Origin of the sequence: Selenomonas ruminantium AC2024, from assembly GCF_000687995.1 — a bacterium.
Lineage (GTDB): Bacteria > Bacillota > Negativicutes > Selenomonadales > Selenomonadaceae > Selenomonas_A > Selenomonas_A ruminantium_B.
Genome location: NZ_JIAC01000001.1, coordinates 2464256 through 2486188, shown reverse-complemented (window position 1 = coordinate 2486188; position 21933 = coordinate 2464256). Strand labels below are relative to the sequence as shown.

Annotated in this window: 19 protein-coding genes; 14 read left to right on the top strand and 5 right to left on the bottom strand. The window is 51.2% G+C overall.

Features of this window, described 5'->3' with window-relative positions:
* Positions 1 to 4 precede the first annotated feature (4 nt).
* Both pelG and P157_RS0111860 read left to right on the top strand, forming a co-directional pair.
* The gene (pelG, locus tag P157_RS14565) at positions 5 to 1498 is read left to right on the top strand and encodes an exopolysaccharide Pel transporter PelG (RefSeq protein WP_051598619.1); all 1494 of its coding nucleotides are present in this window, start codon (positions 5 to 7) and stop codon (positions 1496 to 1498) included.
* Positions 1482 to 3698 carry a hypothetical protein gene (locus P157_RS0111860; protein WP_026761180.1) on the top strand — a complete coding sequence of 739 codons (2217 nt, stop codon included), beginning with the start codon at positions 1482 to 1484 and terminating at the stop codon, positions 3696 to 3698. Before pelG ends, P157_RS0111860 begins: the two co-directional genes overlap by 17 nt.
* 57 nt (positions 3699 to 3755) lie before the next feature.
* Here the strand turns inward: P157_RS0111860 and P157_RS15320 are convergent, their stop codons facing one another.
* Positions 3756 to 4757 (bottom strand): endo alpha-1,4 polygalactosaminidase, encoded by a 1002-nt coding sequence (locus P157_RS15320; RefSeq protein ID WP_051598618.1) that lies wholly within the window; start codon positions 4755 to 4757, stop codon positions 3756 to 3758.
* 225 nt (positions 4758 to 4982) lie between these two features.
* Here P157_RS15320 and thiT point away from each other — a divergent pair, with 225 nt between their 5' ends.
* The 4 genes from thiT to P157_RS0111830 all read left to right on the top strand — a co-directional run bounded on the left by thiT (position 4983) and on the right by P157_RS0111830 (position 9665).
* A complete protein-coding gene (gene thiT / locus P157_RS0111850; RefSeq protein ID WP_037368357.1) occupies positions 4983 to 5591 on the top strand; it encodes an energy-coupled thiamine transporter ThiT in 609 nt (202 codons plus the stop codon).
* Positions 5592 to 6301: 710 nt separating this feature from the next.
* On the top strand, positions 6302 to 6871 hold the full coding sequence (locus P157_RS0111840) for a flavodoxin family protein (RefSeq protein ID WP_026761177.1): 570 nt from the start codon (positions 6302 to 6304) through the stop codon (positions 6869 to 6871).
* A 193-nt stretch (positions 6872 to 7064) separates the two neighbouring features.
* Entirely contained in the window at positions 7065 to 9029 is a 1965-nt protein-coding gene (gene htpG, locus P157_RS0111835; RefSeq protein ID WP_026761176.1) for a molecular chaperone HtpG, read from the top strand.
* A 144-nt stretch (positions 9030 to 9173) separates the two neighbouring features.
* Positions 9174 to 9665 (top strand): hypothetical protein, encoded by a 492-nt coding sequence (locus tag P157_RS0111830; protein ID WP_026761175.1) that lies wholly within the window; start codon positions 9174 to 9176, stop codon positions 9663 to 9665.
* 63 nt (positions 9666 to 9728) lie between these two features.
* Here the strand turns inward: P157_RS0111830 and P157_RS0111825 are convergent, their stop codons facing one another.
* Together P157_RS0111825 and P157_RS0111820 are read right to left on the bottom strand one after the other, a co-directional pair.
* Complete coding sequence (locus P157_RS0111825; RefSeq protein WP_026761174.1) at positions 9729 to 10784, bottom strand: AI-2E family transporter; 1056 nt, start codon at positions 10782 to 10784, stop codon at positions 9729 to 9731.
* Positions 10785 to 10801: 17 nt separating this feature from the next.
* Complete coding sequence (locus P157_RS0111820; RefSeq protein WP_026761173.1) at positions 10802 to 11875, bottom strand: M48 family metallopeptidase; 1074 nt, start codon at positions 11873 to 11875, stop codon at positions 10802 to 10804.
* A gap of 178 nt (positions 11876 to 12053) precedes the next feature.
* On the opposite strand from P157_RS0111820, the gene P157_RS14555 reads away from it, so the two are divergent.
* Positions 12054 to 13079: a nucleoside/nucleotide kinase family protein gene (locus P157_RS14555; protein WP_230578484.1), complete on the top strand. Its 1026-nt coding sequence runs from the start codon at positions 12054 to 12056 to the stop codon at positions 13077 to 13079.
* 87 nt (positions 13080 to 13166) lie between these two features.
* On the opposite strand, the gene P157_RS0111810 is transcribed toward P157_RS14555, so the two are convergent.
* Positions 13167 to 13457, bottom strand: a complete 291-nt coding sequence (locus P157_RS0111810; RefSeq protein ID WP_026761172.1) for a hypothetical protein — start codon at positions 13455 to 13457, stop codon at positions 13167 to 13169.
* Between the two features lie 174 nt (positions 13458 to 13631).
* Here P157_RS0111810 and rny point away from each other — a divergent pair, with 174 nt between their 5' ends.
* The 6 genes from rny to P157_RS0111780 all read left to right on the top strand — a co-directional run bounded on the left by rny (position 13632) and on the right by P157_RS0111780 (position 18708).
* The gene (gene rny / locus P157_RS0111805) at positions 13632 to 15179 is read left to right on the top strand and encodes a ribonuclease Y (protein ID WP_026761171.1); all 1548 of its coding nucleotides are present in this window, start codon (positions 13632 to 13634) and stop codon (positions 15177 to 15179) included.
* Positions 15180 to 15250: 71 nt separating this feature from the next.
* Positions 15251 to 15793 carry a hypothetical protein gene (locus P157_RS0111800; protein ID WP_026761170.1) on the top strand — a complete coding sequence of 181 codons (543 nt, stop codon included), beginning with the start codon at positions 15251 to 15253 and terminating at the stop codon, positions 15791 to 15793.
* 12 nt (positions 15794 to 15805) lie between these two features.
* Positions 15806 to 16585 carry a TIGR00282 family metallophosphoesterase gene (locus P157_RS0111795; RefSeq protein WP_026761169.1) on the top strand — a complete coding sequence of 260 codons (780 nt, stop codon included), beginning with the start codon at positions 15806 to 15808 and terminating at the stop codon, positions 16583 to 16585.
* A 144-nt stretch (positions 16586 to 16729) separates the two neighbouring features.
* Positions 16730 to 16990 (top strand): stage V sporulation protein S, encoded by a 261-nt coding sequence (locus tag P157_RS0111790; protein WP_014423788.1) that lies wholly within the window; start codon positions 16730 to 16732, stop codon positions 16988 to 16990.
* Between the two features lie 32 nt (positions 16991 to 17022).
* Positions 17023 to 17859 (top strand): PHP domain-containing protein, encoded by an 837-nt coding sequence (locus P157_RS0111785; RefSeq protein WP_026761168.1) that lies wholly within the window; start codon positions 17023 to 17025, stop codon positions 17857 to 17859.
* A 15-nt stretch (positions 17860 to 17874) separates the two neighbouring features.
* On the top strand, positions 17875 to 18708 hold the full coding sequence (locus P157_RS0111780) for an Asp23/Gls24 family envelope stress response protein (RefSeq protein WP_026761167.1): 834 nt from the start codon (positions 17875 to 17877) through the stop codon (positions 18706 to 18708).
* A gap of 180 nt (positions 18709 to 18888) precedes the next feature.
* Here the strand turns inward: P157_RS0111780 and P157_RS14550 are convergent, their stop codons facing one another.
* Positions 18889 to 20109: an HAD family hydrolase gene (locus P157_RS14550; RefSeq protein ID WP_051598617.1), complete on the bottom strand. Its 1221-nt coding sequence runs from the start codon at positions 20107 to 20109 to the stop codon at positions 18889 to 18891.
* 217 nt (positions 20110 to 20326) lie between these two features.
* On the opposite strand from P157_RS14550, the gene P157_RS0111770 reads away from it, so the two are divergent.
* On the top strand, positions 20327 to 21742 hold the full coding sequence (locus tag P157_RS0111770) for an alanine/glycine:cation symporter family protein (protein WP_026761166.1): 1416 nt from the start codon (positions 20327 to 20329) through the stop codon (positions 21740 to 21742).
* Positions 21743 to 21933: the final 191 nt, after the last annotated feature.

Genomic DNA, 21933 nt, shown 5'->3' with positions numbered 1-21933 from the left:
GAAAGTGGCAGGCGTAGGTTTTGAGTTAAAGAAATTGTTTACGGCCCGCACGGCGGCAGGCCATATAAAAGCATATTCCTATTCGGCCATCATCACGGCCGGCCCCTTTGCCCTGATGACCAGTATGGTCTTGGCCGTGCAGAGCCTCTTTGCCTATTATGGCATTGAGGGGGAAGCCAGTCAGGTCTTTGTGGCTTCGGTGGTATACGCCTTTGTGTTTTCCCAGATTCTATCGGCCGGCTTTATCATGGTTTTGACCCGTTATTTGGCCGATTCCCTGTCCTTGGGCCGCTTTGAAAATGTGACTGCGTCCCTCTTTGGCATGGGGGCTATCATCACGGTGCTGGGAGCTGTGGCTGCGGGGATTTTCTTTTGGGATAAGCCCTTGCCGCTTCTGACCAAGTGGCTTGGGTATCTCTTTTTTGCGGAACTATTGCTGGCCTGGACGGAAAGCGTTTATCTGTCGGCAGTGAAGCGATATTCCCGCCTGCTCATCAGCTATTTGGCCGGTGTGCTCGTGAGTGTTTTTCTGGTCTGGATTTTTTTGAGCCAGACCAGCCTGCAGCCGGAACAGTCCGGGCTGCTCGCCATGGATATAGGGATGGGGCTTATCAATCTGCTCTTTTTGCTGCACATTACCAGTTACTTTGGCCTGAACAAAGGTGGGCAGAATTTTGCCTTTCTGCCGTATTTTGAACGTCATTGGCGGCTCTTTCTTACGGCAACCTGTTATATGCTGGGACTCTTTTTGCCCAATATCATCATCTGGCAGGGGGATTGGGGTGTAATGGTAGGTGGTACGTATCTTTACTCACCCATCTATGATGTGGTGACCTTTTACGCCTTCCTGTCCATTTTGCCGCTCATGACCATGTTTGTGGTGACGGTGGAGACGAATTTTTATGAGCGCTATGCGCATTACTTTGCTTATATTACCCAGAAGGGCAACTTTCGGGAGATTGATGATGCCCGGAAGGATTTGCTGCATACACTCTGGTTTGAGCTGCGGCATATTACGGAGTTTCAGTTGGTGTTCACGCTGGTGGCGCTGGCAGTGGGCAACTATCTTCTGAGCTGGTCGGGTATTACCTACAATCAGGTGAATATGTATAATGTACTGCTCTTTGGGGCCTTCTTTACCGGATTGCTGCAGCTGGTGTATATTCTGCTGGTTTACTTTGACTATCAAAAAAGCGTTCAGAGTTTGTCGGCAGTGTTTTTTCTGTCCAATCTGCTGCTCGGGCTCTGGGGACTCTACTATGGCGGCAGCTACAGTTACGGGTTCACTTTCTTTTTGGCGGCGGCGCTGTCGTTTATCTGGGCCTTTGTCAAGCTGAATCATTTTGCGCAGCGGATTAATTATCTGGTGTTCTGTTCCCAGCCGGTGTTTTACCGTTCCACCAGCGGGATTCTGACGAGGTTCACTCTGTGGCTTTACGGGGATAAGTATGTAAATCTGGAAACGGCAAGGAGCGATAACCATGAGAACAAGCCGTAGGGCAAGACAGCGGCTGGCAGAAGCAGCTCAGCTGGAAGAGGAGGGCCGGAAGCGCTGGGGCGCAGTGGCCTTTCGCATGAGCCGCAAGCGCCGTAAAAGGTTGGCTAAGGCACAAGTGGGGGAAGAACCCCGCCTCAAAAGATTTGTTCTGCAGCAAATGCGCATGACTCGCAGCCGTAAGCGGAAGATGCGGGAGGAGGCGGCCCTGCGGCAGACCGCGAAAGCGGCTTCCATCAGTGCTTTGGCTTTATTGCCGCCTATGGCCGGGGAAGCGGCAGGTATCAGCAATGCCATGAATGATATTCCGGCGGCTTTGGAATCCCTGCGCAATGACAGGGACAGAATAAGGGATTTCAAGGAGGCGCAGCAGAATGCTGCAGAAGCGGCCCAGGCCTTGCTCGAGGCTAAAGCTGATTTGCAGCAGGCAAAAGCAGATAAGGAAAATGCGGCCAGCGCCCTTCGGGAAGCACAGCAGAATTTGGAGAAGGCCAGCCTGAATCTGCAGCGTATCGCTCAGGAATTGGCGAATGCGCAGCTGGAAAGTGCTCAGCGCACTCGGGAGGCCATTGCCGCCCAACAGGCGGTGGCAGATTTTGCCCCGCAGGTATGGGCGCAGGAGGGGGCTGTGGCAGAGGCGCAGTCCCGCCGCAACAGCACACAGGCAGCCTATGAACGACTCGGCAGGGAACTGGGGCATCTGCGGACGGAAAACGATGGACTGGAAGAACGTATCCGTCAGGCTTGGGAAAGTGTGGGATATGCACAAAACCGGCTGAACGATGTTATGGCCATGGTGAATGGGGCACAGGCAGCTGCACCGGAGCGGCAGGCTGAAGAAGCCCAATGGGAGGCCTATGAAAAGCAGCTGGAATCCCTGGATGCTGAGGTGGATGATGCCGAGGCCTTGCTGGATGCACTGAACAGCCAGCTCGATGACCTGCAGGATGCCCGTATGGCTGCGGAAGATGCCGAACAGGATGCCCGGGAACTGGTGCGGGATTTAACGGCTGAGCAGGCCGAAGCAGAAATAGATGTGAAGGAAAGTACCAATGATGTAACGGAGGCTGAAAACTGGCATGAGGAAGCCATACGCGGTGTTGCAATTGCGGAAAATAATTTAACAGAAACCCAAAACTGGAAGACAAAAGCCGATTATGATTTGGCGCACTTTGGGGAAGGCAAGGGGATTAGCACCGGCTTTGAATATTACACCTGGCATGGGGCTGGTTTGCCCAGAGGATACCAGCTGTATCAGCCTGTTGAATTTTATGCGACGGAGAAAAAATGGGATGTTTCCCTGTCTACCGGCTGGCTGGTTTCCGATACCGGCCTTCCGCATGGCCGCGTCAGTGGCTGGACGGATACGCAGCTGGGCCTTACCTATAAAAATGACCATAAAATCAACGATGTGCATTATAAGCTGACCGTCAACGCGCCGACAGGAGAGCAAAATGCGCATCAAAATGCCATGATGGCGGACAATTTGGCGGCCTTTAATTCTTTCAGTGAAGGCTGGCAGTTTACGCCGGAAATTGAGGCAACCCATAGAATTACGGAAAGGGACAGTCTGACAGGCAGGTTAAGCTACACGATTAGGCGGGATTACAGTTATCGGATAGAATATGAAGATACAGAGAAAGGACTTTATGACCCGGATGTTGCCATGGAAATATCTCCCCGCAATAAGTTCCAGCAGGAAATCGAATATCGTCATATCGGCGAGCAGCAGCAGTTTTCGGCGAAACTGACCCATGTAAATGCCGTTAGCGCTTACTATCGCAACCGATATAGCAGCGGGCGCTTTGAAGATGGCGAGGATTGGACTTTACAGCTTTACGGTAGTCAGAATATCGACGAGCGCAATTCCTGGCAGTATTACCTATGGGGAAATTATCAGGCGGGTGATGTCGAGGACATCTATCGCTATTATGGCGGTTGGGGCTTAACACATCAGTTTGATGAAAAGCAGCGGGGCTATGTACTCCTTAACGGTGGCGGAAGCTACGGACAAAGCTACAATTGGCGCACGAATACCTGGCGGGGCAATCGTCATTTGTATGCGTTGACGCTTGGCTATGCGTATCGCATCGATGATACCTCGGAACTGCGGGCCAAAGTCGAACGCTATTATATCCAGGGCAGTGCGACAGATTCATACCAGGGCTGGAAGATGAGCCTGATGTGGAATCAATCCTTTTAAGTGCATATATATAATAATCCCCTTGGAGGTATATCAGAACCGCCAAGGGGATTATTTTTATTCGTTTCCATTTTTGAAATACTGGTAGACATCAATGACATCGAGAAAAGCGCCGTCAAAGCCGGCGGCCAAAATTTCATCCAGATAGGCATTAGGATTGCCATAGAGCAGGTGTTTCCACTCCGGCATCCAGAATTTTACGCGGTAGTTATCCTCCCAGTCATCGTTGGGGGCGTCCAGCCAATGGGGCCGCTTCTTTTTCCATTCCGGCTGCCAATAGTGACGATAGGTTTCCGCTTCGCCGACGCTCATATAGGCCAGCACCAGGCGGCGCCCGCCTTGGGCTTTGTGCTTCAGTTTTTCCACCTCACCAGCAGTCAGCAATGTATCGCCGGCGTAGAGGTCGATAATCAGCATATCGTAGTCGGTAGCTTGCAGCTGGGAAAGGTATTCTTCGCGGGAAGAAAATTTACCGGGATTGAGGAGAATCAAATAATTTTTGACATCCTGCAGCCGAGTAACATCTGCCGTATTTATATTGGCAGATGGGTACGGGGGCAGTTGGTCTAAATCGCGATAGGGGGTGGCCAGCGGAATGTAGCCCTTGGTTAGGCATTGCTGCGCAGCATCTGCCGCCTGAGGGGCGTCTTTTACATAGTCCAGCACGAATACGGGCAGGCCGCCTGCTTTGGCGGCATCCAAGGTTTGCAGGAAAAATTCCTTTTCCTCGGGAGGCGTTTTCTCGCCATCTTTCATGTCAAAGCCATAATGGACGGATTCTGCCAGCTGTCCATCCACAACCTGCAGCATCTTGCCGACATTGGCAGGCGTATTGCCATCGATGGGCAGATATAAGGAGGAGCCGCCATTGGCCAGCAGCTGGAACCGGGGATTGTGTCTGTGCGCGTAGTCGTGGAGTTCCCCCAGAAGCCCTACCATGGCGGTGTCATAGCGGGCGGGAGCAGAGGCTTCGCTGCCCGACAGGGTTGCTGTACTGGCAGCCAGGATTCCGAGCCCTAAAAATAAACGCTGCCACCAGGTCTTGTCATTGTTCATCATGATTGCCTTTCCTTGATGATATTTTAGTGATGAGCAATTATAGCATGTTTGCCCGCCAGGAGCAAGATGCCTTTGGTCAAAGGTTTTGTTGAGATTGCGGTAGAAAAATAACGGTGAGTGGTTTATAATCATAAATGTATGTATTATGATGATATTGACGGGGCAACTTGTCCTAGATGGGCGCAGTTGTTCATTGTATATGGTTGGGGAAGGCAGGGAAAAGTTTTGTTGGAAATTGTTGCACAGCCAGTGGTGCTGTTGGCGCTGCTGGGCGTATTGATACTGGCCATTGGCCTTATGCGTGTCCGTCATGAGTCCTTTGACACGCACACGATGGTTACTTCGGCGCTGCTGCTAGCGCTGGCGGTGGTTCTGCACCAGCTGCATATCTTTCATCTCCCGCAGGGGGGAAGTGTGACGGCGGGCGCAATGCTGCCGTTGATTCTGATTGCCTATCGCTTTGGTGTGGGCACTGGAGTATTGGCAGGTTTTGTCTATGGCATGATTAATATCATACAGGACCCCTTTATCCTCCATCCGGTGCAGGTACTTTTTGATTATCCGCTGCCCTTTATGGCCATGGGGCTGGCAGGTCTCTGCCGCAATCATCTGTATGGGGGAACGGCGCTGGCCTTCGGCGGGCGGTTTCTGTGCCATTTCATTTCCGGCGTGGTGTTCTTCGGCAGCTATGCGCCGGAGGGCATGAGTCCCGTGTTGTACTCTCTGACCTTTAATGGCTCCTTCCTGCTGACGGAATTTGCCATCTGCTGTCTGATTCTGAAAGTATTGCCCGTCAAGCGATTGGTGGAAAAAATGATGCCGGTTCATTCGTAAGAAACAAATAGGGAAATCCCTTCGTATATTTCCAGTTTGACAGTTCGTGCTTATGGTATCTCGTTCATGCGTAGTCAGGGACGAACGGGGAGTAATTTTTCTGTTTTCCGCTAAACGACCCCCTCGTTAAATAGCGATGTCCAGTTACCTGCGCCGGGCAGGCCAACGGCGCTGCTATCAGCGTATTTGCTTAGCCTCGTTCTACATGGGGCCGGCCTTCACTGCGTTCAGGCAGTCGCTCCCTACAGAAAAATCACTCCCCGTTCGTCCCAAGATGCGGATTAGCCTATTGCCACGAACTCGTTGCTCTCGTAACAAGAACATCGATGTGATTGTGGCTTTCAGCCGAAACGTGGCAAACATATATAACCGTAACTTTGGGCGGAGGTGGGGATGCTTTGGCGCAAACGAGCGACTGCCCGAACGCAGTGAGGGATGGCCCGCAAACATTTGTTACTGGATGTTGAGCTGAGCATATGCGCCGCCGGCCTGCCCGGCGCTGGTGACTAGAAAGCGCTTTTTATGCTGGCGGGGCATTTTAGCGAGCGGCGCAAAAGTATTCCCACCTCCGCCCTACTGAGTTGTAACAGATTAATTTAAGCTCGCACCAACAAAATGCAATTTCACAACTTATTCTTGTAACAATGATTACAGCTGAGTCCGTAGAATTCTGTTACAATAAACGGGAATAAATTTTTGGAGGCGGTATTTTGAGTAAATGGGCAGTGATTTATTCCTCGGTGACAGGCAATACGAAAATGGTGGCGGAGGCTATTGCTCAGGCGGCAGAGGAAGCGGATATCTTTCGGGTGCAGGATGCTCCTGTTGACTTGTCAGCCTATGACATTGTGGCCATTGGTTACTGGCTGCGGCTGGGCCAGCCGGACCCTTTGACGTTGAAGTATCTGGCCAAGGTTCAGGACAGCAAGGTGGTATTCTTCCAGACCCACGGCGCGGAACCAACCAGTGAACATGCCATTACCTCTTTTGCCCGGGCGGGTTATAACCTCGGGCCGGGCTGTGAGATTCTTGGAACCTTCGGCTGTCAGGGAAAAATCAATCCGGCCTTGCTGGAAAAGCGCAAGCATGCCGGAGCTGATGATCCGCATGGCGGTGCTGAAAGTCAGAAACGCTGGCAGCAGGCCGCCAGCCATCCCAATGAACAGGATTTGGCAAACGCCCGGGAGTTGGTGCCCCGCATGGAGCGCAAATTGGAATTGAAGAAAAAGTTTCTAGCCAAACAGGCGGCCAAATTAGCGGCCCTGCAGAAAGAAGAATAATTGACGCCAGGAGGCGGCTGACTTGTCAATTTTGACAAGTCAAAGCTGCTCCCTGGCTTTTTTCTGTGCGAAATGTCAAATTTGACTTTTTGCCGTTTTTAGCGTATACTAAGCCATGTACGTTAGCACTCCGAGTGAAAGAGTGCTAAATCTTAGGTAACTCAATATTTTACATAAAGAGAGGCGTAAACACATGGCTAAAGAAACCCATGAATTTCAAGCGGAAACCAAACAACTGTTAGACCTCATGATTCATTCCATTTACACGAATCATGAGATTTTCCTGCGGGAGCTTATCTCCAACGCATCCGATGCGATTGATAAGGTGCATTTTGCCAGCCTGACGAATCGCGACATCCTCGAAGGGGATGACAGCTACGAAATCTTCCTCGAACCGGACAAGGAAAACCATACGCTGACCATTCGCGATAATGGTATCGGCATGAGCCGTCAGGAAGTGATTGAAAACATTGGTACCATCGCTAAATCTGGCACCAAGGCATTCATGGAACAGCTCAAGAAGGCCAAGGAAGCCAGCGAAGGCGCTGAGGGCAATACCGACAAGGAACTTATTGGTCAGTTCGGTGTAGGTTTCTACTCCGCTTTCATGGTAGCCGAAAAGGTGGTTATCGAAACCCGCAAGGCTGGTGAAACGGAAGGCACCCGCTGGGAATCCACGGGCGACGGTTCCTACAGCATTGAAGAATGCGACCGTGACAAGCGCGGCACGAGCATCACGATTACGCTGGGCAAGGAATTCTTCGGTGATGACGCCGAAAATGACTTCACGGAAAATTACACGCTTGAACGTCTGGTCAAGAAGTACAGCGACTATGTGCGCTACCCCATCAAGATGAACTTCGAGCATGAAGAAACGCCGAAGGATGATGAAGGCAAGGAAATCGAAGGCGCAGAGAAGGTTAAGACCATTGAATGCCGCACGCTGAACTCCATGCAGCCGCTTTGGACGAAGAATAAGTCCGACATCAAAGAGGAAGAATACGATGAGTTCTTCAAGAATCAGTTCCATGAATGGGAAAAGCCCATGGAAGTATTCCATACCAAGGCCGAAGGTTCCGTGGAATACACGGCGCTGCTCGCCATTCCTTCCCGCGCACCGTTCAATCTCTATCATACGGATTATGAACCGGGTGTACAACTCTATTCCCGTCATGTATTCATCATGGACAAATGCAAGGACCTGCTGCCGGATTACCTGCGCTTTATGAAGGGCCTTGTGGATTCTCCGGATCTCTCCCTGAATATCTCCCGTGAACTTCTGCAGCAGAGCCGTGAACTCAAGGTTATCGGCAAGGCTCTCGAAAAGAATATCCTCAAGTCCTTGGCCCGCAAGCTCAAGAACAAGCGTGAGGACTATGAAAAATTCTGGAACGAGTTCGGCAAATCCCTCAAGATTGGCGTTTACAACAGCATGTATGCCGGCAGCGATACCATTGACAAACTCAAAGACTTGCTGCTCTTCATGAGCTCCAAGGAAGGCAAACTGGTTACGCTGAAGGAATATGTAGAGCGTATGCCGGAAAGTCAGAAGAAAATCTACTATGCAACGGCCAAGGATAAGGAAACCATCGAGCATCTGCCGCAGATGGAAACCCTGCGCGATAAGGGCCTCGAAGTGCTGTATCTCCTTGACCCGGTAGACGAATTCTGCATTGAAACCCTGCGTGAATACGAGGGCAAGAGCTTCCATTCCATCAGCCGCGGCGACCTCGACCTCGACGATGCCGAAAGCCAGGAAGTCAAGAAGGAAACGGAAGACATCCAGAAGAAGAATGATGACCTTTTGAAGGACATCAAGGAAGCTTTGGGCGAAAAGGTAGCTGACGTTAAAGTTTCGGCCCGTCTGAAATCCAGCGCTGTCTGCCTTGTAGCTGACGAAGCTGGCCCGTCCCTTTCCATGGAACAGACCTTTGCCGAAATGAACAATCCGATGTTCAAGGCTAAGCGCATCCTCGAAATCAACCCGCACCATGAACTCTTCACGCGTCTGCAGAGCCTCCATGATGGCGGCAAGGAAAGCGCTGACTTTAAGGATTACTGCGACCTGCTTTACACTCAGGCCCTCCTTATCGAAGGCATCCTGCCGGAGAACCCGGTGGACTTCGCCAATAAGGTAGCTAAGCTCATGGCAAAATAAGTTCATATAAAAAGGACCGAAGTCCTATTGAAAAAGATACTTTCATCTCGTATCCTAGGTACAGGTGAAAGTATCTTTTTATTAAATTAAATGCTACCAAAGATATTAGAGCGAACAGGGCAATAATCAGAAAGAGGAAACAAAGTGTGGATTAATAAAAAAATGGCCGATTACATAAAAGAAAAGATATATATTGATGAGCTGAATGTGGCCAAGATGATAAAAAAATCCTTTTGGAATTTGAAAATTAAAAGCGATTCCGGATGCATATTGTTGCATGAAATAGAAACGAAAAATCTTGATTGGGAATATATAATCCAGGAATATGAAAACAAAACTGGTTTTGAATTATATGAAAATGAAATATATGTGGAGACGTATATAAAGACTAAAAATCTTGGGAAAAAAGTGTATGTCGCCAGACGTATAGCCGATTGTCTTAGAATGAGATTGCGTAAGGAGTATCCTCTGGAAAAAATATGTATTATTTTAAGTGTGTCATTAGATGAGTATTGTGATGCTAAAATTTATTTTTGTAAAGTTAGGCCGGAGGAGTTTGAGCGGTATTATTATTCAAGTCAAGAAAAGATAGATGAATTTGAAAATGAAATGATAGAAGTCTTATTTACAAAATGAATAGTGCTGGGGGCGGATGGAAATAAAAAAGTTGACATGTCAAAATCTGACATGTCAACTTTTTTATTTTGCCTGTTCACTTTTCTTGGCCAGCCAGCGGGAGGCCTGTTCTTTTTCGCGGGTCAGCATCCGGTCTTTATAGATATCCTCGATTACCAGCTTGCAGATGACGATGAAGGGCACGGCCAGGAACATGCCGGCGGCACCTAGAAGCTCGCCACCCAGTACGATGCCAAGGATGATGGCAATGGGATGGAGATTTAAGGATTTGCCGATAAGCGTTGGATAGACGAAGTTGTGATTGACCTGCGTGAGCAGGAGGTAAAAGCCTGCAGTCTGCAGGGCTACCATGGGATTGACGGTGGCCGTTAACAGGGTACCGAAGGCGGAAGCCACCGTCGGCCCCAGCACCGGGATGAACTCGCAGATGCCGGATACGACGGCGAAGACCGAAGCATAGGGCAGGTGGCGAATCGTGAAGTAGAGAAAGACAATCACGGCGGTGATGCAGCAGATGACCAGCTGGCTGCAGATGTAAGTCCGCAGGGCGCTTAAGATTTTGTCAAAAAGATGCATGACCCGTTCATAGTCCCGGGCGGGGAAGAGGCTCGCGAGATATTTTTGGATTTGCTCGCCGTCCTTTAACAGGTAGAAGGTCACAAACAGGATAATCACCAAATCAATGGCCTTGCTGAAGAAGGACAGCAGCAGGGTCAGCGAAGATTTGAGCACTTCGGTGCTGGCATTTTTCATTTCCGACCAGATGTCCGAGAGCTGCCCCTGTAGAAAGTCAGATTCCCGCAGCCAGGGAATGTTTTGTATCTGTTCCGTAAGCTGCGGAAAATCTGTGACGAAACGGCTGAATGTCGGAATGAAACTCTTGGACACCAATCCGATAAGCAGCAGGGCAAGGCTTAGAAAGCCCAACAGTACCAAGCCTGCCGCCAGAGCCCGCGGAATTTTGCGGGCCAGTCTGTTCGTCAGCGGCAGGAGCAGCAGCTGCAGAAGTAACGAAATAAAGATGATAAAAGCCAGCTGCGGCATATACCAGAAGGTGGACAGCAGTATCGTAAAGGTGACGGCCAGCAGGATAGAGGTGCGGTATTTTTTGAAGGCCATGGAGACTTCTCTCCTTATTATTTGATTTTATTGAGGCGGTCAGCCAGAACGCTGGCGCTTTCATCACTGCTGTTGCAGGTGATGATGGGCTGCTGGCCCATCATTACCGTGTTGCCGTCAGCATAAGCATTGGCTTTGTTGTGGCCGTTATGGTAAGCGGCAGCCAGATTGCCCATGACAAAGTAGGCACGTTCCTTGGCACTCATGTCACCGTGGGCTGCGGGGGTGCAGAAGTCCTTGGTGTTGATTTTGATGGTGCCGTCCTTGTTGGTGACATGGCCGCCGCTGTACTGGTTCAGCAGTTTGGCGTAAGTATCGCGGCGGTCATCGTTGGCCGGATGGTCGGACATGAACTGCTGGAAGTCGGAGGGGCGGCTCTTGGACTTGTCCATAACGCGCTGCCAAACGGCGGCACAGGCACCGGGATTGTAATTGGTATGGGTGATGTAGTCAAAGGCCAGCTTGTCGGCTTCGCGTTCCATGGGTTTGGTGATATGGCGGTTGTTGACGACGTTGGCCATGATGACGCCGAGCTGGGAACCGGTAGCTGCGCCAAGAATCTGCATGTTCAAGGACTGGCGTGCACCTTTGGCCGGATGGTCCTTCTGGCCGTGGCCCATTTCGTGGCCCAACACGACAGCAATTTCATCTTCGTTGGTCAGCATCTTGTATAGGCCTGTGTTGACGCTGAGGTTGTGACCCAGCGTGCAGAAGGCATTGAAGCTGCCCTGATTGTTGATGAAATAATTATAGGGTTTATCGTAAATCGAGGAGTCAACAGCGCCGATACCGGCAGTCAGATTCTGCATGATTCGGTCGAGCTGCGCATTCAGATAAGGGTCTTCATTGACGCCGTACTGTGCCTTCATCTGCTGAAACAGCTGCTGACGGCCCTGCGGGTCATTGTTGTATTTGCGGATGGTGCTGTCCAGCTGGCTGTGGGCAACGGCACCGGAGATTACGGCACCGATGATGCTGGCAGTGCTGGCTTCTGCCGCCGGAGCTGCAGAGGGAACATAGGCCAGCGGCAGGGAAAGGCAGAGGGCTGTGAGTCCGGTGAGTATCTTGCGTTTCAAAGTCTTGTTATTCATGGTCAAAATCCTCCATCGGTCAAATTTTTTATCTATCATTATTATAGCGAAAAAAATCAACATTGTGTTAATCTTCCTTAATTTTTAATAGAAATTTAACGATAATAAAGATGTGAGGCTTAGCTTGCACAGTCAGGGAAAGACTGTTATTCTGTTTAGAGAAAGGCAGGGAGGCAAGATGATGAATGATAAAGTTTGGCGCACCTGCAGGCTGATGATTAACGGCCTGGCGCATAAAGTACAGTACAATCAGGCAACCATTGACACATTGTTCCTGCCCTTTTTGCGGCGCATGAGCAAGATGCAGCAAAAATTGGGCCGGCGGATGATTGTTTTTCTAGCGGCGCCGCCGGGCGTAGGCAAGTCCACGTTGGCTTTGTTTCTGGAGCGGCTGTCCAATACCGATGAGGAAATCGTGCCGGTGCAGGCTCTGGGGTTGGATGGTTTTCATTATCCCAATTCGTATCTGGCATCCCATAGCATTGAACGGGATGGCAAAGTGATTCCCCTAAGTGCCATCAAGGGAGCGCCTGAGACGTTTGCCGTGGAAAAGCTCATGGGCAAATTGACGGATGCGCGCAAGAACAATGTGCGCTGGCCAATTTACGATAGGACCATCCATGATGTGCTGGAGGATATGGTGACGGTGAAGCGGCCCATCGTGATTTTGGAGGGCAACTGGCTGCTCTTAGGCGAGGACAAGTGGCAGAATGTCCGCTCCTTTGCCGACTACAGTCTCTTTGTCAGCGCCGAGCCGCAGGATTTGAAAGAGCGTCTGATTCGCCGCAAGATTGCCGGCGGCAGCACCATGGAAGCGGCCAAGAAGTTCTATCAGAAAAGCGACCGGCTCAACGTGGAGCGGTGCCTCAAAAAATCCTGGCCTGCCGATGAAACCTGGCAGATGCTCGCGGACGGCGACTATCAGCTCAAGAATAAGATTATGCCCACTAGAATGGTGGACCGGGATGCACTTTGGAAGAAGCCGGATGTGCAGATAAGAAACACCCTGCTCGGTGGACTCAACACGCGCAATGCCGAACAGGGACTGCAGCCGCCTCTCTATGATGAAGGATATGCCAAAGGCATGGAGGAGGCCAGAAAAGTCATCCTAAAGAAACTCTACGAAAGCGGCACCATGAGCAGCAAAGCCATTTTGGATACCTTCCAGGTGAGTGCGGAGGAGTTCAAGGATATCATTAAGTGATGGTGTAAAAGTAAAGCCCGGTGGCTGGTGATGTATATTACCAACCACCGGGCGTCTTAGCACCACGATGTAAACTGTAATTCGCAGTTATTTTACTTTGCTGGAGAACAAGTAAACCAGCACCGTCAGCACAATGCCGCCGATACCCCACTCTACGCCTTTCTCCATAAAGGCGTAAACCGTAGCGCCCAGACAGAAGAGCACAGCCCAGAAGGTCTGCTTGGCATTTTCCTTGCGGAAGGCAAACGTCTTGTAATCCACGCCGGTGAGCTTCTGAAAGCACTCGGGACAGATAATCCGCTGTTCTCCTTCTTCGTTTTTATTCACAAGTGCCTCTTTTTCCGGCAAATCGCGCTGGCACTCTGAGCATTTCAACATATCATTACCCCCAAATAAGTCCAAAAATCAATACCTTATTCATTCTACTTCATTTAGGTCGTTTTGGCTAGGATTTCTTGACACTTATGGAGAAAAACATTAAAATAGTAGGGTATAGTTGAAGAACTATCCAGACAAATAAATCATGCATGAACGCAAATAAGTAACAAGGGGGTGAGTATTATCGTTATCGAAATAGTAGTAGCGGTAATAATCGCAGCAGTCATCGGTGCCGGCTTAGGCTATACCATGCGCAAGCGCACGGCTGAAGCCCAGATTGGCTCCGCTGAAGAAGAAGCAAAACGCATTGTAGCGGACGCGGAAGAAAAAGGCGAGACGAAGAAGAAGGAAGCCCTGCTCGAAGCGAAGGAAGAAATCCATCGCCAGCGTCAGGAACTTGACCGTGAGACGAAAGAACGTCGCAGCGAACTTCAGCGTCAGGAACGCCGCGTAGTACAGAAAGAAGAAAATCTTGACCGCAAGCTGGATTCTCTGGAGAAGAAAGAAGAGAGCCTTTCCCGCAAGGAGGCCCGCATCGACAAGACCCAGCAGGCGATTGATGAGATGCACGAACAGCAGAAATCGGAACTGGAACGCATTTCCAGCCTGACTGCTGAAGAAGCAAGGGTAATGCTCATGGCCGAAGCCGAGGAAGAACTGAAGCACGAAAAGGCCATGAAAATCAAAGAGTACGAGCAGCAGATTAAGGATGAGTCCGACAAGAAGGCCCGGGATATCCTGAGCCAGGCCATCCAGCGCTGCGCCGCTGACCATGTGGCAGAAACCACCGTATCCGTGGTGGCCCTGCCCAACGATGAGATGAAAGGCCGCATCATCGGCCGTGAGGGCCGCAATATCCGGACGCTCGAAACGCTGACGGGCATTGACCTCATCATCGATGATACGCCGGAAGCCGTTATCCTGTCGGGCTTTGACCCGGTACGCCGCGAAACCGCCCGTATCGCACTCGAAAAGCTCATTCAGGACGGCCGTATCCATCCTGCCCGCATCGAAGAAATGGTGGAAAAAGCCAAGCGGGAAGTGGATATGCGCATCAAGGAAGCCGGTGAACAGGCAACCTTCGATACCGGTGTGCACGGTATCCATCCGGAGCTTATCAAGCTTCTGGGCCGTCTGCGTTACCGTACAAGCTACGGGCAGAATGTGCTGAATCATTCCATTGAGGTTTCCCATCTGGCTGGTGTCATGGCTTCTGAACTGGGCTGTGATGTTACGCTGGCCAAGCGCGGCGGTCTCCTCCACGACATCGGCAAGTCCATTGACCATGAAGTGGAAGGCAGCCACACCACCATTGGTGCGGATATCGCCCGCAAGTTCCGGGAGTCCAAGGACGTCATCAACTGCATTGCCGCCCATCATGGTGATGTGGAAGCTACCAGCGTTGAAGCAGTGCTTGTCGCAGCCGCTGATGCAGTATCGGCAGCCCGTCCCGGTGCCCGCCGTGAAAGCCTGGAATCCTACCTCAAGCGCCTTAAGAGCCTGGAGGAAATCGCCGAGTCCTACGACGGTGTTGAGCGCTGCTTTGCCATTCAGGCAGGCCGCGAAATCCGCGTAATGGTTAAACCGGACAAGGTGGACGATGCTGAAGCAGCAGCTTTGGCTCATAACATTGTCAAGAAAATCGAAGACGAACTCGAATATCCTGGTCAGATTAAGGCCACGATTATCCGTGAGACCCGCGTCGTCGATTATGCAAAATAATGTGAAAGCGCATGTTAGGAGGGTGCAGGGCGTGAGCCTTGCGCCCTCTTCGTACATGAGAGGAATCGACTATGTTAGGATTTAATCTTAGTGGGAAAACTTCCGGCAGCCGCAAGGAAATGAACACCGGGGTACAGCTGCTGGCCTCGATGCTCGTATGTTATCCCGAACTCTATGCCGTGGCCTATGAGCCGCAGGATACGGAGATAACTCTGGACTTTGTGGTGAAGAAGAAGATTGCCCATGAGGAAATGGAAGAATTTGCCAATCTGGTGGACAAGAGCGTGCAGACCTATCATGATTTGCATGGCAGCGGCCCTGTGTGGCTGGCGCTGGACGCTGATGTCAACGGCTCCCGCATGACGGTGCACGTGCGCCGTCAGCTGGCCACCATGCTGCGGGGCGAGCTGGACTTATTGGCAGAGTTGTTCTGTGACAAATTCGGTGACGACCTGCAGATTGATGTACACACATTGGATTCATTGGAGCCGGATTTTTCCACCATGCAGAGCAATGTACTGGACCAGATGTTTGATATGGCTCAGAGCAGCCGTATCCGCGAAAAGATGATTGGTATGCGGGATAAGGACAAGGTTGTGGTCTACAACCGCTGAGAGGAGTAAAATATGCGCGTAATGCTGACAGGGGACGTTGTGGGCAAGCCCGGCCGCAAGGCGTTTCAGAAATTCACGGCCCAGCTCAAGGCCGAAAAGAATATTGACGTGGTCATTGTCAACGGAGAGAATTCGGCCGGAGGCAAGGGCTATACGAGAAAGTCACTGGATGGTCTTTACCATGGCGGGGCAGACATCATCACCTCCGGCAATCATGTCTGGGACAAGAAGGATGTCTTTGAGTTTATCGACCAGGAGCCTTTCCTGATTCGTCCAGCCAACTATCCCGAGGGAACGCCGGGCAAGGGCTACTGCATCTACCCCTTCAAGGCCAAGAACATCGGCGTGGTAAATCTTTCGGGCCGGGCCTTTATGCCGGCACTGGACTGCCCGTTCCAGAAGATTGAAGAAATCCTGCGGGAACTCAACAAGGAATGCGATGTTATTTTTTTGGACTTCCATGCGGAGACCACTTCGGAAAAGATGGCCATGGGCTGGTATCTGGATGGTCGGGTCAATGCCGTAGTAGGCACTCATACCCATATCCAGACGGCAGATGAGCGCATACTGCCGCAGGGTACGGCCTACATCACCGACTTGGGCATGGTCGGGCCCTGGAATTCCATTCTGGGCGTCAAGACGGAAATCATTCTGCAGAAGTTTACCACGGCCATGCCCTGCCGTTTTGACTTGGAGGAAAGCGGCCCCATGGTGTACTCGGCGCTGATTGTGGACATTGACGACAGCACGAACCGCACCACCAATGTGGAGCGCATCCTGATAAAAGAATAATAACAGGCATTACTTTTAAAGATTTTTTCTCATGGCAGGAATTTTTCCTTATGTGCAGAATACTAACTTAGTATCAGTTAGATATGTCATAGGAAAATGTAGAACATTGTTGCAGTTTTGTTGCAAGAGAGGACGTGTAAAGTCATGGAAATCTTGAAAGTATCTGCCAAATCGAATCCGAATTCAGTAGCTGGTGCATTGGCTGGTGTGCTCCGGGAGCATTCCAGTGCAGAAATGCAGGCCATTGGTGCCGGCGCCCTTAATCAGGCGGTCAAGGCGGTAGCCATTGCTCGCGGTTTTGTGGCTCCTCATGGCATTGACCTCATCTGCATTCCGGCCTTTACCGATATCAATATCGAGGGGGAAGAGCGTACGGCGATTAAGCTTATCGTGGAACCTCGTTGAGTGTCGCTGATTCGGCATAGGAGTGACAATAAATGGCAAGTGATTTGCACATGCACACGACCTTCTCAGACGGAAAACTTACGCCGGAGGAGCTTGTGGCAGCGGCAAAAGCTGCCGGTCTCAAATACATAGCCATCACCGACCACGATACGGTGGACGGGGTGAGCTATCTCTACGAGAACGGAGTATACCCCACGCGGGGGATACATCTAATTCCGGGGATTGAATTCAGCGCCCATCATCCGGTGCATGAAGTTCATATTCTGGGCTATAATGTGGATATTTATTATCCTGATTTGATTGATAAGCTGAATGATGTAACGGAGGCACGCTGGACACGCTTCAGCGATATGGTGGGCAAGCTGCAGGAATTGGGCTATCCTATTACCGAAGCGGAAGTGCTCACTTTGGCTGGTGCCAGCAAATCCATCAGTCGTTCCCATATTGCCCGGATTTTGGTGCGGAAGGGCTTCTTTCCCTCTGTGCGGGATGCCTTTGCGGCCGTGCTCGAAAAGGGCAAGCCGGCTTATGTGCCCCATTACCATCTGGAAGTGGAGGAAATCATTGCGCTCATCAAGGACGCTGGCGGTACGCCGGTTCTGGCCCATCCAAAGCTGGTGGGTGATGATGAGCTGGTGCGGGATATCTGTCAGCGCGGCATTGAGGGGATAGAGGTATTCTATCCCCGTCATGATGCTGATGATACGGCCCGTTATTACATGATGGCCAAAGAGTTTAACCTGCTGCCTGCAGGTGGTTCCGATTTTCATGGTTATCCGACCCGCTATCCTTCGGAGGTGGGCGTATTCACTATGGAGGACAAGTGGGCAGAGGCTTTTTATCGTCCTTTAGGCAAGTTTAATAGTTAGTCAGGAGAGCTGTATATGGATGTGATTGCTTTGGTCGGGCCCAGCGGCACCGGCAAAAGTCACCACGCGCTGATTGTGGCGCATAAGCATAAGGCGGACGCCATTATCGATGATGGAATCCTGATTAAGGACGGCAAGATAGTGGGCGGTCATTCCGCGAAGAAAGAACAAAGTAAAATCATGGCGGTACGGCGGGCGATTTTTGTCCTGCCGGGACATGCCGAAGAGGTGCAGGCGGCCATCAAGGAGGCAAAGCCTCACCGCATTTTAATTTTAGGCACTTCGGAGAACATGGTGTTTAAGATTGCCAAGGCGCTGCATCTGCCGCAGATTGCCAAAATCATTCACATTGAGGACGTGGCAACCAAACAGGAAATGGCTATGGCCCAGTTTCACCGCCTGAAAGAGGGCAAGCATATCATTCCTGTACCCACCATTGAGCTCAAACCGCATTTTTCGGGTTATCTGGTTGACCCCTTGCAGACGCTGTTCAAGCGGTCATCTACCAAGCGCCGCCGTCTGGGCGAAAAGTCCATTGTGCGGCCGGTATTCAGCTATTATGGTAAGCTGTCCATTGACGATATGGCCATCAAGTCCATTGTCGGTGCGGCGTTGAAGAAAATCGAGGCCATTACCAAGGTCGATGGCCTGCAGGTGAAACATCTTATGCAGGGTGATGAGGACCTGGGGCTGAAAATCGTCTGCGGGGTTGTGCTCACGTATGGCAATCATATTCCCACTTTGCTGGCCCAGGCACAGAAGGATGTGCGGGATGCGGTGGAGTTTATGACGGGGATGATTGTGCATGAAGTCAACATCCAGGTGAAAACATTATACGTTAAAGCATAAGTTTACATCGTGGCAGTAAGACGCCCGGTGGCTGATAATTGCTTTCCTTCGCTTAGACAGGCTTGTCAAACGCTACGGAAAGTAATCATCAGCCACCGGGCTGTTTTCATTAGCAATAGTTCTAAAAGCTGCTATATGTTGATTCCAAGGGGAGTTGACATGTCAAATTTGACTTGTCAATCAGCGTAGGGAGTTGACGGTCACCAGTATCAGGGCCAGTCCTTGGCCTGCCAATGCGCCCCAGGCGGGGAGGAAGGGGAGGCCGAAGGGATAGAGGGCTCCGGCGGCGAGCGGGAGCACCAGCGCGAAGGTGACCAGAGAAATCGCGATGTTGAGCTTGATGCGGGCGATGGTCTGCTGGCCGATTTCCTGCAGGGCGGCAAAATCCCAGAGAAGGCCGCTTTTTAGGAAGATGGCATGGGGATTATGCCGCTGAAGCGGTTGGTCAGGCTGCGGATCCTTTTCGTTCTTCACCGGAGCCAGCTCGATGACGGCATCTACGGCACTGGCCAGAGAGTCATCGACCTTTTCCCGGTCCACAATGGCTGTACCGGTGCCTCTAGCCTTTAACAGTTGAATTTCCCGCAGCTTGCCTTCGGTGGTCAGCTGGCCGTGAGCCGCGCTCATACCGGCTTCCTTGCCAATGGCGGCAGCTGTGCGTTTGTTCTCGCGGGTCAGCATCACGGTCTGGATTTTTTGCCGCTGTAATTTGCGAATGGCCTTTAAGGTATCTTCGGACAGGGCATCATCAATGGCGATGATGCCGCGGCAGTATTTGCCGTTGGCCACGAAGACGGTACTGTGACCTCTTTGGGTCAGTTGGTCATTTTTGGTGACGAGCTCGGCGCTGATGTCAATGCCTTCCCGTTTGAGCCAGGCAAGGCTGCCCACTCGCAGGGAGTTGCGCCCCACGATGGCTTCCACGCCGCAGCCGGGAATTTCCGTGAAGGTGCTGGCCTCCAATAACTGCAGACCGCGTTGGCTGGCGGTTTCGTAGATGGCTTTGCCCAAAGGATGGTTGGCCTGTTTTTCTGCCGAAGCGGCCAGGGAAAGCAGGGCGTTTTGGCTGACTCCTGCTGGAAAAAGGTTGGCCACATAGGGATGGCCTTCGGTGACAACTCCATGGCGGGCCAAAATCAGAGTATCAATGTTGCTGATTTCCTGCAGCTGGCTGTCGCTGGCAAGCTCGATGTCCTGCTTTTTCGCCTGCCGGGCACCGCGGGCATAGGGCAGAATTTTTCCCAGCATGTAGGGCAAGGGCAGGGCGGCAATGAAAACCGCCGCGGCTGCGTTGAGCACGAGCGTGTCCTCAAGGCCTGTCGTGTGCCAGTAATAACCGATACCACCCGCGAGGGCGACCGTTGGAAGGAATAAATAAAGATTGCTAAAATTTTTCTTCATAGGCATCTCCTCGTTTTCTTAATTAGGATATTCGTCATCCGAAAAAGTTTTTCCTGTTAAATGTATACATTTATGTAGAAGGGAATTTTTTGCCGCGTTTATTTACAACTTAACAAGAGTCGATTATAATACTACACATAGACGTCAACGAAAGACGCTCTTCTGCGTGCTTTACAGCAGAAGAGTTTTCTTATGCTTAAAAGGGATGTGTGGATTTATGGATTTTGCAACATTAATGGCGGACATTAATAATTTTGTCTGGGGGCCGGTAATGCTGGCTCTGCTGGTGGGAACGGGTATCTTCCTGACGGTGCGCCTGCACTTCTTGCCTTGGCGCAATCTGGTTTATGCCATTCGCATGATTTTCCGTCATCGGGATGAGCATGAAGGCGATATCTCGCCCTTCCAGTCTCTGATGACAGCTTTGTCGGCTACGGTGGGTACCGGTAATATCGTCGGTGTGGCCACGGCCATGGTACTGGGGGGACCTGGTGCCCTGGTCTGGATGTGGATTAGCGCCGCCTTCGGCCTGTCCACGAAATACGCAGAGTCTGTTCTGGCGGTGAAGTATCGGGAAACCAACTCTGTAGGTGAAATGTCCGGCGGCCCCATGTATGCCATGAAGTACGGCATCAAGAATAAGTTTGCCGGCCGCACCTTGGCCTTTCTCTTTGCGCTGTTCGTGACATTGGCTTCTTTCGGCATCGGCAACATGACGCAGGCCAATTCCATTGCGGCGGCGCTGTCCCATAGTTATGGCGTGCCCAGCTATGTCACTGGTGCTGTGATTATGGTTTTGGCACTGGCTGTTCTCATTCGGGGCATTCGCAGTATTGGCAAGGTGTCCAGCGTGGTCGTTCCCGCAATGGCGGCATTCTATTTTGTGACAGCTGGCATCGTGATTGTGGTCAATATCGCAGCTGTGCCCGCCGGTATTGTAGAAATGTTCCGCATGGCCTTTTCCTTTGATTCGGTGGCCGGTGGTGTAGGCGGCTCCATTGTGGCGTCCATGCTGACCTCCATGCGTTGGGGTGTGGCCCGCGGCGTGTTCTCCAACGAGGCAGGCTTAGGTTCTGCTCCGATTGCGGCAGCGGCAGCCCGGACCGACCATGCTTCCCGTCAGGGTTACGTTAACATGACGGGCACCTTCTTCGATACGATGATTGTCTGCATGCTGACGGGACTTGTGATTTGTTCCTCCGGTGTGCTGGGCACCATCAATCCGGCTACTGGTGAATTGTTCTCCGGAGCTGAGCTCACCATTGCAGCGTTCAGCACGGTATTTGGTGATTACGGCAAGCTGATTATTTCGATTTCTTTGAGCCTCTTTGCCTTCTCCACCATTCTGGGTTGGGAATACTACGGTGAAAAAGCGCTGGAATATCTGATTAAGAAGCGCCCCGTCATCATGGGCTATCGCATCCTCTTCGGCCTTGTGACTTTCGTAGGTGCTACCACGGCGCTCGAAGTGGTCTGGAACTTCTCCGACACCATGAACGGCCTGATGGCTATCCCGAACCTTATCTGCCTCCTGTGGCTCAACAAGGATATCGCTGATGAATGTTTTGAATTCCAGCGTGAGGTAGTGGTCAAGGAGAAGAAGGGTGAAGTTGTGGATATGAGCTGCGAATAATTTTTTAGATTACATCGTAATGCTAAGACGCCCGCCCCGCTGATAATATTTTCCCTTCGCCATAGACAGGCTTGTCAAAAGCTGCGGGAAAACATCATCAGCGGGGCGGGCTTGGTTTTAGCAGTAATATGAAAAGTAAAATACCTCGAAATTGACAAAAAAGCCCGGTACAACTATTTCTGTAGCGTTTG